The following is a 17,631-nucleotide window of genomic DNA, read 5'->3' on the forward strand; positions in this document are numbered from 1 at the left end:
TACCGGTCAAGCCATAAGCGCCGTTGACCCAGCACTCACTTTAATAATTTCGGTTTAATCACAAGCAATCAAATGGAAAAGTGAGTGCTGGGTCAGCGGCGAAGATTTCACTGGATTTTACCAGGGTGCCAAAAAACTCTTCCCCATGCCCTCTGCTCCATGCCTGCCCCGTGAAACATTTATCCTGTGAAATGTACAGCAGTACGAGCGTCAGCGGATTTCACCGGGAGCCCAAAGGGCTCCCTGTCGCATTTATCCCGCTGGAAAGCGGGATAAACCAAATACGCTTTAAGCCGAATTTACTGCTGAAAGCAGGGGTTTACTGGGGGCAGGAGTTTCACTGGGGCCCCATGCCTTGAATCCCCAATCCTAAATCCCTATATCCCCTTCTTGACAAAAGCAATCTATTGCGGCTTAATATTCTTAAACAAACCAGCAGGAGGATCTCATGGACGCCAAGGAAGCAATGCTCTCAGCCATGAAGGAATGGATGCTCCCTGAGCTGAACAGCATCAGGGAGGACTACAAAAATATAAAAACTACTCTGGACATAACCAACAAGAGGCTGGATGATATGATCGCCCACCTGGTGGATCAGGGCAGGCGTATCGATGAAACCAGAGCTGAACTGAGCTCACGCATCGATGAAACCAGAGCAGAACTAAAGGCAGAGATCCAGAAAAACACCGAGAGAATCGATGAAACCAATAAGCGCATTGACGAAACCAACAAACGCATTGACGATACCAACAATCGCATTGACGATACCAGGGCAGAGCTAAAGGCTGAAATCCAGAAAAACACAGAAAGAATCGATTATACCAATGCACGCATCGACAATCTGGCCAGGGAAGTGGCTGAGGCAAGAGGAGACCTGAACAAGGCCCTGAGCGACAAGGTGGTTGTCCAGGATCTTGTGGAGCGCGTGGGCAGGCTGGAAACCAGGGCTGCCTGATGCCGGTCCAAAGTTTGGGGTGACTCAAGAATTTTGACCAAATCCATAACTATTGAAAAAAATGGAATTATGGGCATGGATTCCCTGCATATTGCATGCGCTGAATATGCCAATGTCGATTATTTTATTACTTGTGATGATAAATTGATCAAACAGCTAAAAAATAATGAATTTAAAAATAGCTAGCAGGATTGTTACAAAACGTATGGCCCAGGATTACCCAGGACCTCCAGCAAGGAGCAATGGTCACTATCACTGAAAAGGCTATTCGAATACATACCCTGCCTGCAGCTTAAGCGACAATTCCAGAGATTCGTCCTGTTCCCCCATACCTTCTTCCCCATGCCATATGCCTTCTTCCCCATGCTCTATGCCCTATGCCTTGAATCCCCAATTCCTTCCTCAATTCCCAAGCCTTTCTCTACTTCTTCACCTTTCACCATTCCGCATTCATCATTCATCATTTCTTCCTCCCCCAATCCCCTCCTTGACAAAAACATATTATTACTGCTTAATATCCTGAACAGTCAGCATGAATTTAACCCAGAAGGAGATCGGGCATGACCCAGCCGGCATCGGTTATAGACCTGTACGACAGTCTCCTGGCAGCGGAAGACGAACGGGCCAGGGCACGGATTATTGCCGGGGCCTTCGAACGCCTGGAAGACCGTTACCCGGAGCTAAAGGACCTGGCCACCGCCAGCGGGGTGCGCGAGTCCGAACTGCGCCTGCAGAAAGAAATCGAGCAGTTACGCCTGCGCATAGAAGAAGTCCGCTCAGATCTTACCAGAGAGATTGAGCAGGTACGTGCAGACCTGTTAAAGGAAATAGAGAAGACCAACCTGCGTATAGAAGAGGTCCGCACAGAATTGATCCGGGAAATCGCTCAGGTACGTGCAGACCTGTCAAAGGATATCGAGAGGCTGCGTGCAGAAACCAGCAAAGAAATCGCCGCCGGCAACCAGAAAATCCTCCGCTGGACCACCGGTCTTCTATTTGCCCAGCTTGTGGCCATCATAGCCGTGATCTTCGGGGTGGGACTAATGTAAAAAACCAACCCCAACCGTGAGCGGGCTTTGTCCGCCCGCCTGTCCCGTGAAACACCCAGCACTCACTTTAATAATTTCGGTTTCATCACAAGCAAACAAATGGAAAAGTGAGTGCTGGGTCAGCGTAGCTGGTTTCACCGGGGTGTGCAACGAAGTTGCCAGCCTGCCCCGTTGAATAGCTCAATGAGCTAGCCCGCAGGGCATTCAACTGGGGTGCCAAATAAATCTTCTCCGGCACGGGAAGCCTACAGGCTTCACACCCGGGTATAATACGCTTTCGCTGTCCTTCGGAATTATACCGGGCAGGCAGGTGCTCCGCACACACGGTTTAGAATAAAGAACCCAGGCACCCTGTCAGGCAACAACACCCTCCAGGACAGGCACCCATCTTCAACCGTGAGCGGCAAAGCCGCCCGCCTGTCCCGTGAAACACCCAGCACTCACTTTAATAATTTCGGTTTCATCACAAGCAAACAAATGAAAAAGTGAGTGCTGGGTCAGCGTAGCTGGTTTCACTGGGATGTGCAACAAAGTTGCCAGTGCCAAAAAATCTTCTCCGGCACGGGAAGCCTTAAGGCGTACACCCGACTAAAATGCGCTTTGCTGTCCTTCGGAATTATACCGGGCAGGCAGGTGCTTTGCACACAAACGGTTTTGAAACCGCCACATAAAAGTAATATAACCTACAAAAAACTAACGACCTCTTCCACAAGCTCGGAAATTGAAGGAGCTGCAGCCTCAACTATTGAATTGTCACTCAGATGCTTATGTTCTTTGGATTGCAAGGCAAGTTTGTGCCGGGCGTTATCATACCGAAAAACTAATTTCCCATGCCTGTCCTGGTAATGATATCCATAGCTCACTTTTTTGATGCCATATGCAGCATCAATGTATTCCCTGACATGTAAAGAACTGCCGTCCACCAAGACAACGCTGGCCTGAATAACAGCCTGCTTTCCTGCTCTCAATTCCTCCTGGATATCAATAACATCAGCGAAGCCATAAAGGTCCATTCGCTCAATGGCGCTGCGAACCTCATGCAAATAATCATGTATTTGCATGCGTTATTCCATCCAAGATATCAATTCGTTGCAACAAAGAAGAGGACAGCCTGTATTCTCCTGCCCACTTCACATACTCCATGTCCTGTCCTTCAAGGTCTTCAGCAGACCATTTTTCCCAAAAATCCAAAGATGACACGTTGTATTTTTTCTCAAATTCTGCCAAACGTTTCCGGCTCAATTCAAGGCTGTACTGCAACCTCGATTTTTCCAGGGTCAGGGCATCAAATAAAATTTCACTGGCTTTTTCCGGGTACTCTGCTTTAAGTCTCAACTCACTCATCAAAGAATCCCTCCCTTTATAACTTATTCTTTTCTGCATTCGAATATAGCCGTTCACTTATGTCTGAGTCAATCTCGGACCTACCGGTCAAGCCATAAGCGCCGTTGACCCAGCACTCACTTTAATAATTTCGGTTTAATCACAAGCAATCAAATGGAAAAGTGAGTGCTGGGTCAGCGGCGAAGATTTCACTGGATTTTACCAGGGTGCCAAAAAACTCTTCCCCATGCCCTCTGCTCCATGCCTGCCCCGTGAAACATTTATCCTGTGAAATGTACAGCAGTACGAGCGTCAGCGGATTTCACCGGGAGCCCAAAGGGCTCCCTGTCGCATTTATCCCGCTGGAAAGCGGGATAAACCAAATACGCTTTAAGCCGAATTTACTGCTGAAAGCAGGGGTTTACTGGGGGCAGGAGTTTCACTGGGGCCCCATGCCTTGAATCCCCAATCCTAAATCCCTATATCCCCTTCTTGACAAAAGCAATCTATTGCGGCTTAATATTCTTAAACAAACCAGCAGGAGGATCTCATGGACGCCAAGGAAGCAATGCTCTCAGCCATGAAGGAATGGATGCTCCCTGAGCTGAACAGCATCAGGGAGGACTACAAAAATATAAAAACTACTCTGGACCTGACCAACAAGAGGCTGGACGATATAAACGCCCACCTGGTGGATCAGGGCAGGCGTATCGATGAAACCAGAGCTGAGCTGAGCTCACGCATCGATGAAACCAGAGCTGAGCTGAGCTCACGTATCGATGAAACCAGAGCTGAGCTGAGCTCACGTATCGATGAAACCAGAGCTGAACTAAAGGCAGAGATCCAGAAAAACACCGAGAGAATCGATGAAACCAACAAACGCATTGACGATACCAACAAGCGCATTGACGATACCAACAATCGCATTGACAATACCAGGGCAGAGCTAAAGGCTGAAATCCAGAAAAACACAGAAAGAATCGATTATACCAATGCACGCATCGACAATCTGGCCAGGGAAGTGGCTGAGGCAAGAGGAGACCTGAACAAGGCCCTGAGAGACAAGGTGGTTGTCCAGGATCTTGTGGAGCGCGTGGGCAGGCTGGAAACCAGGGCTGCCTGATGCCGGTCCAAAGTTTGGGGTTACTCAAGAATTTTGACCAAATCCATAACCGGCAAAAGTGCCTGTCCCCAATTGAGATACGACATTATATTTATAATTTTCGCTGTAGGGATAACTATTGAAAAAAATGGAATTATGGGCATGGATTACCTGCATATTGCATGCGCTGAATATGCCAATGTCGATTATTTTATTACTTGTGATGATAAATTGATCAAGCAGCTAAATAACATGGCGAAGAGCAGTTATGACACCATCAAACTCCAATCTTGACCACAGCACAGATTCAATCACCCTTTCCCAGTACAAGCGCCTGGTTGCTCCACGCCCCTGGCTCTGGTGGGATACGGACGACCTCACCGGTTTATCCCTGGATAGCGTCGTAGAGGGTATCCTTGCCCGTGGGGACTGGCCCGATTTTCTGGAAGCCCTTGACGAGTTGGGCCTGGACCAGGTGCGGGAAATTTTCCTGAGACAAGTTAATCGACAGCGGAATAACTACCGTGCCCAGACCCGGAATCTGTTCCAAATATATTTTGAACGTCATGCATGAAGAAATTTTGACCATAAATCAGAAAAAGGTGGCCGAATCCGTCCTGAAAAAGTTCAGCCCGGATTTCATCTTTTGCGGCGGCACAGCCATTGCTCTGCAACTGGGTCACCGCCAATCCCTGGATTTCGACCTTGCCTCGTTCACTGAAATCAAAGCCGACCGAATCATTCGGCACTTGAAGGCCGCAAATGTAGTAATTGAACATACCATTGCTTCCTCCATTGACGAGTTGACCGTTGTGGTTAAAGGCGTGAAGCTCACTTTTTTCTCCTTTCCTTTTCATGTCCCTGCGACGGTCACCTGGCCCCGGACTGATATGGCTATGCCTTCTCTTCTGGATCTGGCCTCCATGAAAGCTTACGCCCTTGGACGGCGTGGAAAATGGAAGGACTACATTGACTTGTATTTTCTCTTTCAAGGCCATGTCACTTGGCCCGAACTTGTTGCCAACTGTCGAAAATTATTTCAGGGGGCCTTCAATGAGCGGCTTTTCCGTGAGCAGCTCTGCTACTTTGACGACGTGGACATGTCTGAAGCGGTTGCCTATACAGGGACAGGACCGAGTGACAGTGATATTCAGAGCTTCCTGACTACTTTGGCCACCTCAGGCTAATCCCTGCGCATCCCGTCTTTACTTTTCATCATTCCGCATTCATCATTTCTCCCTCCCCCAATCCCTAAATCCCCCAATTCCTAAATTCCATAATTCCTACACCTAAATCCCTCAATCTGAAACCCGGCACACCCCTTGCAAAACACCAACAAAAAAATACAAAACAAGCAAAATTTTCTTGTCAAAACGCCAAATAAATGACACAAGACCACAAAAGAGGCAAAACCATGACCACCTACCAGCACCCAAGGACCACCTGGCAAGCCTACACCGCCACCCTGCCCTACGCCCGGGACCTGTACATGCAGTGGCAGGCGACCATGTTCGACCCTGACTACGAACAGGCCTTAAACGACTACATACTGGCCATGGACCAGGGCACCTCCGATTCCAGGCGCCAAGAACTGCTGCAGCAAAGCCGCAAAAACCTGGCTGCCCTTAAAAACAGCGGTGATGAGCACATAACCACCGACCTGGCCCTGATCCGGGTGCTAAGCGCCCTGGGTCAGACCGACCAGGCCGCATACATTGCAGACCTGCTCCTGAAAAACCTGGCCCAGAATGACAATATCCCCCTGGACCGCCCATTTCTTCCTCCATCAGGCGACTTTGACCACCGGCCCGTACAGGACACTTTGGCCGGCTGGCTCAGATCCGCCCTGGAGAATGCCAGAGAGCCCTCTCAATCAATTTCAGATACACAGGAGCAGCAACCCCCTTCAGTCCCCGCAGAGCCTGAGACGCCTTCCCAGCCTAAACCCCAGACCCAGAAAATTGGCCGCAACGCCAAATGCCCCTGCGGTTCCGGCAAAAAATATAAAAAATGCTGCGAAGCACTGGATACTCAAGCCCTTACTCAGGATCAATCACACCATCCAGAGCCCCAAAGCCCTGTTGCATCTGATTTCACTGCGCCCCAGGCATCGCCCCAGGAGCCCACAGCTACCTGGAGCATCAATATCAAGGGCGGCATCAAGGTGGTTGCCCCGGCAGACATAAGCAACATGAACACTTATGTCCTCTTGGAGCAGGAGGACTGGTATGAACCGGAGATTGAATTTGTCCGCGCCCTTATCCAGACCGGCATGACCGCCATGGACTGCGATACCGGATACGGGGTTTATGCCCTGAGCATAGCCGCTAAAATGCAAGGCCACGGCAAAGTCATCGCCCTGAACCCGGACCCTCTCTTTTTTGAAAGCCTGCAGGAAAACCGCCTGCAGGAAATAATAACCACAGAACCTGACCATACTGCCCTGGACTTTATCCGCCTGGGATCTTCAGACCAGGACATGCAACAGCTTTGTCAAGGCTCCCCCCTGGTAATGTTTCCGGCCAGCAACGAACTTATAAAGACTTTCAAAGACCTGAATCTGGATATCTACAAACTCATCCCCGGCCTGAATGCTCTGGCACCATATCAGGAGTCCAACTCTGCTCTCCAGGGCAATCTTTTCGCATGCAGCAAAGAAAGGGCTCAAATACTACGGCAAAACAATCTGTTAGCAGCTTCACCAAACACAACCAGAAGCTCGTCTCCGGATATAAACGGCCTTATGGACAACATTCAAAACGACCACCATGAGCGTCCCGCCTACCACCCAGACAAGCTTGAACTTTTTGAAGAAGACGACAAGGACCTGATTAAAGCTTACAAAACAGTGGTGTATGACCAGCAGGAAGAACTCGACCTCAAAGCCTCTGAAGCTTTTAACAACCTGATCAGGGGATATGTAAAGCAGGCCAGAACAATCTTTAACAAAATTCTTGAAAAAACTGTCCAGAATCATGAGGCTCAAAAACTCTGGTTACAGGCCTTTAATGAACTGGCTTCCCTTAGAAATAAAAGACCCAAAAAACAAAAAAATGATAATATACCTGCACTGGAACAGTCAGGTTACAAAATATTAAACCCTGCCGGAATGGGATGGTCAGGATCAGGAGCCCTTACTGCTTACTTCAAGGAATTTCCAAACATAACCTTCGTGGATGCTGGTGAAATATCACACATAGAGGGGACCATCAGTTTGATGAATCTTCGCTCATTTCAAGGATCACATGGAGAGTTTTTTAAATTTTTAGTACTTTTTTTTGGATTCACTCTCTTTGGATATAGTTCTTCCAAAAGTTTTAAACAAAGATACGGCCTTGAAAGAAGCAAGGTAAAGTCTCGCCATATGCTGGATTTTATATCATATGCAGAGGGTGCATTACATTTTATGAGACTTATGAAACATATTCATGATGGAAATAAAATAAAGTACAAAGTATTCAAGCAGGCTGCAAATTTACTTATAAATAAAATTTGTGAATCTTATGCTGATGAGCATACAGAATACGTTCTCATGGACAATTCTTTGCACATATCTACAATTCATAATATAGAATACATTGATAATATGCAGGTGCTGTGTACCTACAGAGACCCCAGAAGCAATTATGTAGCCAGAGTCAAAGAAGACTGGAAGTTCGGCCCCAGGATCTACAAGAATGGACCTGTTGCCTATGCAGAATCCTATCGACATTTCCGCGAGTATACCGGCAACATCATTGAAAACTTAAAAAACAACAGGGATAATGTCTGGACTGTTCAGTTCGAAGATTTTGTCAGCTCTGAAGACTATCGCCAGGACCTCGCCCGCAAGCTGAAACTTGATCCGGCCCGTCAGGACAGACACACGCATTTCAAACCCTGGGAATCCATAAAAAACATAGACAACTATAAAAGATACGAAAACCAGGAAGAAATTCTACAGATACAGCAAAAGCTGCCGCAATACCTTTGGGAACAACAGTCAAATACAACATGAGGAGTTTTTCATGAAAAAACAGGTCTATGTAGGCATGAGCGCGGATCTTGTGCACCCTGGACATTTGAATATCATCAAAAAAGCATCTGAGCTGGGTGAGGTAATCATTGGCCTGCTCACTGACGAGGCCATTGCCGGCTACAAACGACTGCCGCATATGACTTTTGAGCAGCGCCGGGAAGTAGTGGAGAATATCAAGGGCGTAAGCCGCGTTGTCCCCCAGTACACCCTGGACTACGTGCCCAACCTGGAAAAACTCAGGCCGGACTTTGTGGTCCACGGCGATGACTGGCGCGAAGGGGTGCAGAAAGAAACCAGGCAGAGAGTCATAGACAAACTGGCCAGGTGGGGAGGACAGCTCATCGAGGTTCCCTATACCCAGGGCATATCCTCCACACAGCTGCGCACCACCTTAAAGGAAATAGGCACCACCCCCCAGGTGCGCCTGCGCACCCTGCGCCGGCTCATCAATGCCAAGCCCATAGTCCGGGTAATGGAAGTACACAGCGGACTTACCGGTCTTATTGTGGAGCACGTACATTTAAACGGCGGCCGGGGCATCAGGGAATTCGATGCCATGTGGGGCAGCAGCCTCACCGACTCCACCTCCAAGGGCAAGCCGGACATCGAGGCCGTGGACGTCACCTCCCGCATGGGTACCCTGAACGAGGTCCTGGAGGTGACCACCAAGCCCATCGTCTATGACGCAGACACCGGGGGCAAGCCGGAACACTTCGTCTTTACCGTCAAGACCCTGGAGCGCCTGGGGATCTCGGCAGCCATCATCGAGGACAAAAACGGCCTCAAGAAAAACTCCCTCTTCGGCACAGAAGTTGTCCAGACCCAGGAAGACATAGACGAGTTCTGTCACAAAATCCAGATGGGCAGAAATGCCAGGGCCACTGACGACTTTATGGTCATTGCCCGCATCGAAAGCCTTATCCTGGACAAAGGCCAGGAGGATGCTCTGACCAGGGCCAGGGCCTACATGGATGCCGGAGTCGACGGCATCATGATCCACAGTCGCCGCAAAACTCCGGATGAAGTCTTTTCCTTCTGCCGGGAGTACAACAAAATGCCCAATAGAAAACCCCTGGTGGTGGTGCCCTCCAGCTTCAACACCGTAACCGAACAGGAACTTATGGACCATGGAGTGGACATGGTCATCTACGGCAATCAGCTCCTGCGCAGCGCCTATCCGGCCATGGTCCAGACCGCGAAATTGATTCTCGAAAACCAGCGCTCAGCAGAAGCAGACAACCAGATGATGCCCATAAAAGAAATCCTGGAACTCATCCCCGGAGGAAAGTAGGAGATCTGTTAATTGTTAATACGGATAGTTAATAGTTAATTGTTAATTGTTAATAGTTTCAGAAAAAGAATCGTGATTTCATGGAGATATATCCTTAATGCATCTGGACATTTGGAATTTAGAACAATGACTATCAATTCAATTAACCAATTAACAAATAACAATTAACATCATGAAAATCCAAACCTTTGAAGATTTAAACGCATGGAAAGCCTGTCGAGCCTTGCGCATCTTTGTATCAAAGCAGGTTAAACCATCATTGCCAAGATATGAACTCTATCGCTTAGGTGACCAACTCTCAAGGTCCTCCAGGTCAACTACAGCAAATATAGCCGAAGGCTATGGCCGTTTCCACTACATGGACAACGCCAAATACTGCAGTAATTCCCGTGGATCTTGTTGGGAAACCTTGGACCATCTCATAACGGCCCATGATGAAGGATTTATCTCTGATGATATTCTACATCAGGGTCGTGAACTTGTCTACACTGCCGTAAAACTCATTAACGGCTATATGAATTATCTCCAGAAAGCCGGAAAATCAAATGCATCTACAACAAAAGAAGACTTTGCCCAGTATCATGGGAGTTAAAAAGTTATCAGTTAATTGTTAATAGTTAAAGAAAAAAGACTTGTGATTTCAAGCGGTTATCTCTCAAATAAAATTTGACAGCTGGGTATTTAAAAAAATAACAATTCCAGCGTGTTAAGATAGAACTTTTGACTGTCCAGCCAGTATAATGACGCATCTCACATAAAACCAATTAACAATTAACAAATAACAAATAACAAATAACAAATAACAATTAACAATAAACAAAAAAATGATAAATCCAGAAGCATTCTACAAAGCCATTCAGGAACGCGGCATCGGCCTCTTCACCGGGGTCCCGGATTCCCTGCTCAAGCACCTCTGCGCATTTGTGGACCATCACTGCAGCACCGGCAACCACATACTCACCGCCAACGAAGGCAACGCCGTAGCCCTGGCCGCCGGTTACTACATGTCCACCGGCAAAATGGCAGCAGTATACATGCAGAATTCCGGGCTGGGCAATTGCGTCAATCCCCTGACCTCTCTTACCGACCCCCAGGTCTATTCCATCCCTATGCTCCTGATCATCGGCTGGCGCGGGGAGCCTGGAGTAAAGGACGAGCCCCAGCACGTCAAAATGGGCCGTATCACCCCGGCCCAGCTTGACCTCCTGGAGATACCTTACCGCGTACTGGATGCAGCCACCGATCCGGAGCCGGTGCTGGACGATTTATTCTCTGTCCTTGAAAGCACCAGCGCCCCGGCAGCCCTCCTGGTCCGGAAAAACACCTTCCAGGCCTGCACCAAGGCGGCAAAAAATGCCCCCACCCAGGGCCTCAAACGCGAACAGGCCCTGCGAGCACTCCTGGGCCTGGCCGGAGACAGCCTGGTCATTTCCACCACCGGCAAGACCTCCAGGGAAGTGTTTGAAATAAGGACCAGCCTGGGACACCCCCAGCAGGACTTTCTCACTGTTGGCTCCATGGGGCATGCCTCATCCATTGCCCTGGGCACGGCTTTGGGCAATCCCGGCAAAAAGGTCATCTGCCTTGACGGTGACGGGGCCATGCTCATGCACATGGGGACCATGGCCATCACAGGCAGTCAAAAACCCCAGGGGCTGATCCACGTCATCCTGAACAATCAGGCCCATGAGTCCGTGGGCGGTCAGCCCACTGTTGCCGGCAACATGGATCTGCGCTCCATTGCCCTGGGCTGCGGATACAGCTTTTTTCACCAGGCCCGGGACGAAGCAGGCATCAGGCAGGCCTGGGAAAACCTGCTTGATAAACAGGGACCAGCCCTGCTGGAGATAAAAATCCAGCCCGGATCCAGGGCGGACCTTGGCCGTCCCACCTCCACGCCCATACAAAACAAACAGGCCTTCATGGAAAAAGCCCATGCCTGACACCTGGACCCACTACCACCCGGTGCGCATTATATCCGGGCCTGGCTGCATCCAGAAAGTTGCCTCCCATTTAAAGGGCAATCCCTGGCTTCTGCTCACCTCCCCGGGGTTTACCCGCCGGGGAACAACCGACAGGTTAAAAGCCCTGGTTTCCCCCCATACCCTGCAGGTGCATGACCAGGTAGAGCCCAACCCGGACCTGGACCACCTGGACCAGTTGACCAGGCACTACCGCCAAAACATGCCCCGGGGCATCCTGGCCCTGGGCGGGGGAAGCGTCCTGGACACCGCCAAGGTTCTCTCCCTGACCCTGCCCTGCAGCCTGGACAACCCTCTGCATGCTGTCCTGCGCCAGGGGGAGGAATACTCCTGGAACACCAGCCTGGAGGTAATAGCCCTGCCGGCTACCGCCGGAACCGGTGCCGAGGTCACCCCTTTTGCCACGGTCTGGGACAGGTTAAACAACAAAAAACACTCCATTTCCAGTGAGCTGGCCTACCCGGAGCTGGCCCTGCTGGATCCGGAGCTGACCCTTAGCCTGCCTCATAAGCAGACCCTTTATCCAGGCCTGGACGCCGTGTCCCACGCCCTGGAGTCCCTGTGGAACAAAAACGCCACTGCCATAAGCACTGCCTATGCCTGGCAGGCCCTGTCTCTGGCCCTGGAAAACCTGCCAGACGTCCTGGATGACCCGGGCAATCTAGCGTCCCGGCAAAACATGCAGCATGCAAGCCTTCTGGCCGGTCTGGCCATCAGCCGGACCAAAACCGCCATAGCCCATTCCATCTCCTACCCCCTCACCAGCTATTACCAGGTCCCCCACGGCCTGGCCTGCAGCTTCACCCTGCCCAGGCTCCTGGACAGGCACCTGGAATCCCTGGCTGACACCCCCTGGAAAAAAGAGCTCCTGCAAGACCTCCAGGCATTTCTGTCCGGCCTGGACCTGGACAGCCATATTGAAAAATACGCCACCCAGGAACAGATCCTCTCCCTTCAGGACCACATGCTCTCCAAAGACAGAGCCGACAACTACATCTTCCACCCCACCCCCCTGGAACAAATTATCCGGCCTTAGACGCATCCTCCCCCTAATTGTGCCCTCAAAAGCTTCATGCCCCATACCCTATGCTCTATGCCCTATGCCCCATGCCTTAAATCCCCCCAAATCCCTTAATCCCTCAATTCCCCAATCCCTGAATCCCCCAATCCCCCAATTCTTAAATCCAAGCCCCATGCCCCATGCCTTCTTCCCCTCCTTGACAAAAACATATTATTACGGCTTAATATCCTGAACAGCCAGCCTGAATTGTAACCCAGAAGGAGATCGGGCATGACTCAGCCGGCATCGGTTATAGACCTGTACGACAGTCTCCTGGCAGCGGAAGACGAACGGGCCAGGGCACGGATTATTGCCGGGGCCTTCGAACGCCTGGAAGACCGTTACCCGGAGCTAAAGGACCTGGCCACCGCCAGCGGCGTGCGCGAGTCCGAACTGCGCCTGCAGAAAGAAATCGAGCAGTTACGCCTGCGCATAGAAGAAGTCCGCTCAGATCTTACCAGAGAGATTGAGCAGGTACGTGCAGACCTGTCAAAGGATATCGAGAGGCTGCGTGCAGAAACCAGCAAAGAAATCGCCGCCGGCAACCAGAAAATCCTCCGCTGGACCACCGGTCTTCTATTTGCCCAGCTTGTGGCCATCATAGCCGTGATCTTCGGGGTGGCACTAATGTAAAAAACCAACCCCAACCGTGAGCGTGCCTTGCCCGCCAGTGTGCAACGAAGTTGCCCGTGCCAAAAAAATCTTCTCAGGCACGGGAAGCCTCCAGCTTCACACGGGTGCTTTGCACACACGGTTTTGAAGAATTAGACCAAACAGCCTGCCAGACAAGACACCCTCCAGGACAAGCACCAGTCTTCAACCGTGAGCGTGCCTTGCCCGCCAGTGTGCAACGAAGTTGCCCGTGCCAAAAAATTCTTCCCCTCTTCCCCTCTTCTACTCCCCAAGCCCCAAGCCCTATGCCCTATGCCCTCTTCCCCCATGCCTTGAATCCCCCAATTCCCCAATTCCCCAATCCATAAATCCCCAAATCCCTAAATCCCCCAATCCCTAAATCAACAACCCGGCACACCCCTTGCAAAACCCCACCAAAAACACTAAATAAAGCAATATTTTCACCCCAGAAGTCAAAAAACTGACAAAAAACCCAACAAGGCAGCACCATGAGCACAAATCATACACCTGCAACCACCTGGCAAAATCACCTGGCCCGGTTGCCCTACGCCCGGGATCTCATGCCCACATGGCAATACACCTTTGTTGACCCGGATTACGAACAGGCCCTGAACCTCTACCTCTCCTCCAGGGATGAGACCCTGCCCCTGGATCAGCGTTATGAAATGCTCCTGCAAAGTAAAGACCTCCTGTACAGCCTGCAGCAGGACAAGAAATATGATATCAGTGACTCCATGCTCCTGGTCCGCGTATTGACAGACCTGGGAGAGCGCAGCCAGGCAGCGCTCAGTGCCAAAAAAATCCTGGAACGCCTGAGGCAGGAAGCAAGCATTCAGCTACAGGAACCCTTTCTCCCCCCCCTGGATTCCCTGGAACAGCTCTCCATGCACCAAGCCCCCGGAACATGGCTGCAATCCGCGGTTGCCGAGGCCCTGGCCAGACTCGAGCACCCCACAGGCTATCACCAGGACATCCATAGTGACTCTTTGCAGGACCAGGTAAACAACCTCCAGAGTTACACCCTGGAGATGCAGCGCCGCATCGCTCTCAGTGCCCAGCGGGCCGGTCACGACATGAGCATTGCCCCGGACAGCCCGCTTGTATCAGAGGGCCACCTGAACCACAGTATCTGGAAAAAGCTGTCGGGAAATCAGTCCTTAGTATCATCCCCAACCAATTTTATTTCTTTGCTGGATTACCAGGGTAAGACCGGTCAATCCCTGGCTTATGATACGCGTATGCTTGCAAGATCCCGGGAGTTCAAAGAAAAAGGCCGCTTGAAAGAAGCCAGCAAACAGTGCTTTAAAGTTATAAAAAACGATCCTACCAATAAAGAAGCACACAATGAATTTGCAGTAATCTCCAGTAAAATGGGTGATCATGAGAATGCTTACAAGTTTGCAGGCTTTGCAGCGGCAGACAGCTCCAATCCCAAATATTTCAGGACATTGGCAGCAGCTGCAAGAAAGCTTGGTCAAAAAGATGAAGAAAAAATGAACTTCATGAAGGCAGAAACTTTAGAGCAGTTCAAGGCAGCAGCTCAAGAAGAAGTCAACAAGGCAAAGCAGATAAAAAACCCCGATCACGGCATGGACTTGACGCAGATCATATCTCAATGTGAAAGAGGGATGCAAAAACCTGGTTGGGATGTCCTGGCATTTTACACTCTTTCACACGCACTTATGGCCAGTGGTCAAACCAAAAAAGATGACAGACTGCAACCCCTGGATACTGCTCTGAAAAACAAAGAGTGGCTGCATAAACGCCCACTATATCATTACTGGTTTGACCGGGTTGAATTTGTGAACAATCAAGATAAGCCTGAAATCAGCATAGTAATGATCAGCTACAGGCCTCATGAACATACACCTGTATGTCTGCAGAAACTAAGAGAGCAGACCGGTGATCGGGCAGAAATAATTTTTGTCAACAACGGTTGTCCTGATAAGGACTTCCAAAATGTGCATCCATATATAAACACCTATGTCAGGCTGAAAGGGAATGCAGGCGCATCTCTTCCGCGCAACATGGGAGCTGTCTTTGCAGATGCCCCGATCCTGCTATTTATTGAGGATGACGGCATTGCCCACGAAGATCTGGTCAAATCACATCTTGAGATCTACAATAACTACAAAGCTGTAACTGTCCGTGGGACTTATCAGACAATCCAGGGACCTACTCCAGGCTATTATTATCTGGGAGACAAGGTTATGCCGTCCATGAGCAACCTGGAAGGAAACTCGTCACTTTTAACAGACCCTTTTTTTAAGATAGATGGCTGGAGTGACTACATGTTTTATGGCTCTGAAGGACGGGAACTAGGCCTTAGGTTGTTAAAAGCAGGTTACAGCTATGATCTGCACCTGTACACACCAAAAGCGATACTTTACCATGACTGGCAAAGAGAAAATGAGCATATGAGCACCAGGAAAATGAAATTTTTTGCTTCCTGGTCATTACTGCACGCCATGCATCCTGATGAGTTTTCCAACTTTCAGGATAACTGGACCAGGATCATGCTGGGCATGATCAAAGTAAAGCCTGTATCTGTATGTAAAACTTCAGCATTCGATAACAAACCAGACATTGAAAAGGTTCTTGAACAAACAGTCAAGTCCATGCAGAAAAAAAACTGGGCTGAGGCAGCACAACACTTGTTAAGCCTGGATAACAATGAAAATTCAAATGTCAATCCTGAAGAAAATTACAGTGCAAAAAATCCAGAGTATTTGCAACAGGGTCAAAAAGCATGGAAACAAACCCAAAACAAAAATCAAGAAAAAATAATTAGCTCACAAGAAAATGGACAATTCGATCACATTGAGGTCAAACAGACTGACTTCAATAATCCTTTAATTACAAAAAAAACATACAACAATATAATTTATAACAACGGTGAAATCGATTTCAATGCGTTGAATATTAATCACAACATTGCATTAAAACAATTACAGAAAAAATCTAGCATTAAAGTAGCCTTCTTGTTACAGATGGAGTCTATGTGGAAATGTGACGGTATATATAAGTTGATGGAGAAAGATAGTTATTTTGAGTCATTTATTTTTGTGTGCCCTTATTTCAATTCATCTAAAAGAACCCAAAAAGAAAGATTTTACGACATTATAAATAATATGAACAAAACATATGAGGCGCTTAAAAAGAAAAACTTTGCTGTAATTAATTCATTTAATACCAAGGAAAACAAGTGGATAGATCTTAAAAAAGATATAGATCCAGATATCATTTTTTTTAACAGACCTTGGGAATCCACAAATAAAGAATATACTATACACAACTTTACAGATAAACTGACTTGCTATGTACCGTACAATTTTGTTTCTATAGATAATGAAGAGCAGTATGATCAAGCAACACACAATCTGACATGGAGATTTTTTCTTGAAACTCAAGCCCACCAAGAAATAATCAAAAACAACTCAAAGGCCAATGGAGCAAATACAATTGTATCTGGTTATCCTCCTCTGGATGTTTTTTTTGATAAATCTTATTCTCCTTCAAATCCGTGGAAAATGAGAAAAGATAACGTCAAAAAAATTATTTTTGCTTTGCACCTGACAACTGATCCTGAATATTTCTTCGAGATTTCTGACTATATTTTTAAGCTTGCAAGAAAATACAATAATGATATTCAAATTGCATTCAAGCCACATCCAATATTAAAAATAAGATTGATCAAAAATGCACCAAATGAAGAAAATAAGATTTTAAAATATTTCAAAAAATTCGAGAGCTTTACTAATACTCAAGTTTTAGAAGGAGAATATAAAGATTTATTTCTAACATCAGACGGTTTAATACATAACTGTGGCTCTTTTATTACTGAGTATGCTTGTACAGGAAAACCTGCACTATATCTAAAAAAAGACTCGTATATCCTAAAGCACAAATTAAATGAAGTTACTGAAAAGATTATGCAAACATGCTTTCTTGCAAATAACCATTATGAAATTGATAACTTTATCAATAATGTTATCATAAATTGCAATGACAACCTTGAGCAGAAAAGATTGGAAGTAATAAACAAGTATCTTATCCCACCAAACAACAGAACAGCTTCAGAGAATATTTACTGGCATTTAAAAAATTCGTTATCTTAATTAGATGCACCTGCAAAATGTCAGATATTAACTAATAGTGATAAATATGGACCATCTAACTCTCTGATTTTACTGATTACTGCGACTGGAATTTTGACTT

At 48.0% G+C, this 17,631-nt stretch carries 14 protein-coding genes; 12 read left to right on the top strand and 2 right to left on the bottom strand.

All coding sequences use genetic code 11. The features are described 5' to 3' along the window. Positions 1-448 precede the first annotated feature (448 nt). Together DTHIO_RS20115 and DTHIO_RS17150 are read left to right on the top strand one after the other, a co-directional pair. On the top strand, positions 449-955 hold the full coding sequence (locus DTHIO_RS20115) for a coiled-coil domain-containing protein (protein ID WP_008871515.1): 507 nt from the start codon (positions 449-451) through the stop codon (positions 953-955). Positions 956-1,515: 560 nt separating this feature from the next. Further along, positions 1,516-2,004, top strand: coding sequence for a DUF1640 domain-containing protein (locus tag DTHIO_RS17150; protein ID WP_008871516.1), 489 nt, complete (start codon positions 1,516-1,518; stop codon positions 2,002-2,004). A 683-nt stretch (positions 2,005-2,687) separates the two neighbouring features. Here the strand turns inward: DTHIO_RS17150 and DTHIO_RS17155 are convergent. After that, positions 2,688-3,065: a toxin-antitoxin system TumE family protein gene (locus tag DTHIO_RS17155; RefSeq protein ID WP_008871517.1), complete on the bottom strand. Its 378-nt coding sequence runs from the start codon at positions 3,063-3,065 to the stop codon at positions 2,688-2,690. Beyond that, positions 3,052-3,387, bottom strand: a complete 336-nt coding sequence (locus DTHIO_RS17160) for a hypothetical protein (protein ID WP_244156403.1) — start codon at positions 3,385-3,387, stop codon at positions 3,052-3,054. Before DTHIO_RS17160 ends, DTHIO_RS17155 begins: the two co-directional genes overlap by 14 nt. A gap of 490 nt (positions 3,388-3,877) precedes the next feature. Between DTHIO_RS17160 and DTHIO_RS20120 the strand changes: the two genes are divergently transcribed. From DTHIO_RS20120 to DTHIO_RS17220, 10 genes are all read left to right on the top strand, one after another. Continuing rightward, positions 3,878-4,450: a coiled-coil domain-containing protein gene (locus DTHIO_RS20120; RefSeq protein WP_008871519.1), complete on the top strand. Its 573-nt coding sequence runs from the start codon at positions 3,878-3,880 to the stop codon at positions 4,448-4,450. 247 nt (positions 4,451-4,697) lie between these two features. Further along, entirely contained in the window at positions 4,698-5,003 is a 306-nt protein-coding gene (locus tag DTHIO_RS17175) for a hypothetical protein (protein WP_008871520.1), read from the top strand. Further along, a complete protein-coding gene (locus tag DTHIO_RS17180; protein WP_008871521.1) occupies positions 4,996-5,616 on the top strand; it encodes a nucleotidyl transferase AbiEii/AbiGii toxin family protein in 621 nt (206 codons plus the stop codon). The genes DTHIO_RS17175 and DTHIO_RS17180 overlap by 8 nt, the downstream gene beginning before the upstream one ends. A 227-nt stretch (positions 5,617-5,843) precedes the next feature. Continuing rightward, positions 5,844-8,426: an SEC-C metal-binding domain-containing protein gene (locus DTHIO_RS23090; protein ID WP_008871522.1), complete on the top strand. Its 2,583-nt coding sequence runs from the start codon at positions 5,844-5,846 to the stop codon at positions 8,424-8,426. Positions 8,427-8,436: 10 nt separating this feature from the next. Then, on the top strand, positions 8,437-9,738 hold the full coding sequence (gene aepX, locus DTHIO_RS17190) for a phosphoenolpyruvate mutase (RefSeq protein WP_008871523.1): 1,302 nt from the start codon (positions 8,437-8,439) through the stop codon (positions 9,736-9,738). 172 nt (positions 9,739-9,910) lie between these two features. After that, positions 9,911-10,330, top strand: a complete 420-nt coding sequence (locus DTHIO_RS17195; protein ID WP_008871524.1) for a four helix bundle protein — start codon at positions 9,911-9,913, stop codon at positions 10,328-10,330. Between the two features lie 232 nt (positions 10,331-10,562). After that, positions 10,563-11,681: a phosphonopyruvate decarboxylase gene (gene aepY / locus DTHIO_RS17200; protein WP_008871525.1), complete on the top strand. Its 1,119-nt coding sequence runs from the start codon at positions 10,563-10,565 to the stop codon at positions 11,679-11,681. Then, on the top strand, positions 11,674-12,756 hold the full coding sequence (locus DTHIO_RS17205) for a phosphonoacetaldehyde reductase (RefSeq protein WP_008871526.1): 1,083 nt from the start codon (positions 11,674-11,676) through the stop codon (positions 12,754-12,756). The genes aepY and DTHIO_RS17205 overlap by 8 nt, the downstream gene beginning before the upstream one ends. 255 nt (positions 12,757-13,011) lie before the next feature. Further along, positions 13,012-13,413, top strand: coding sequence for a hypothetical protein (locus DTHIO_RS17210; protein WP_008871527.1), 402 nt, complete (start codon positions 13,012-13,014; stop codon positions 13,411-13,413). A 488-nt stretch (positions 13,414-13,901) separates the two neighbouring features. Further along, positions 13,902-17,531: a glycosyltransferase gene (locus tag DTHIO_RS17220; protein ID WP_008871528.1), complete on the top strand. Its 3,630-nt coding sequence runs from the start codon at positions 13,902-13,904 to the stop codon at positions 17,529-17,531. Positions 17,532-17,631 lie beyond the last annotated feature (100 nt).

Source organism: Desulfonatronospira thiodismutans ASO3-1 (genome assembly GCF_000174435.1).
GTDB classification, from domain to species: Bacteria; Desulfobacterota; Desulfovibrionia; order Desulfovibrionales; family Desulfonatronovibrionaceae; genus Desulfonatronospira; species Desulfonatronospira thiodismutans.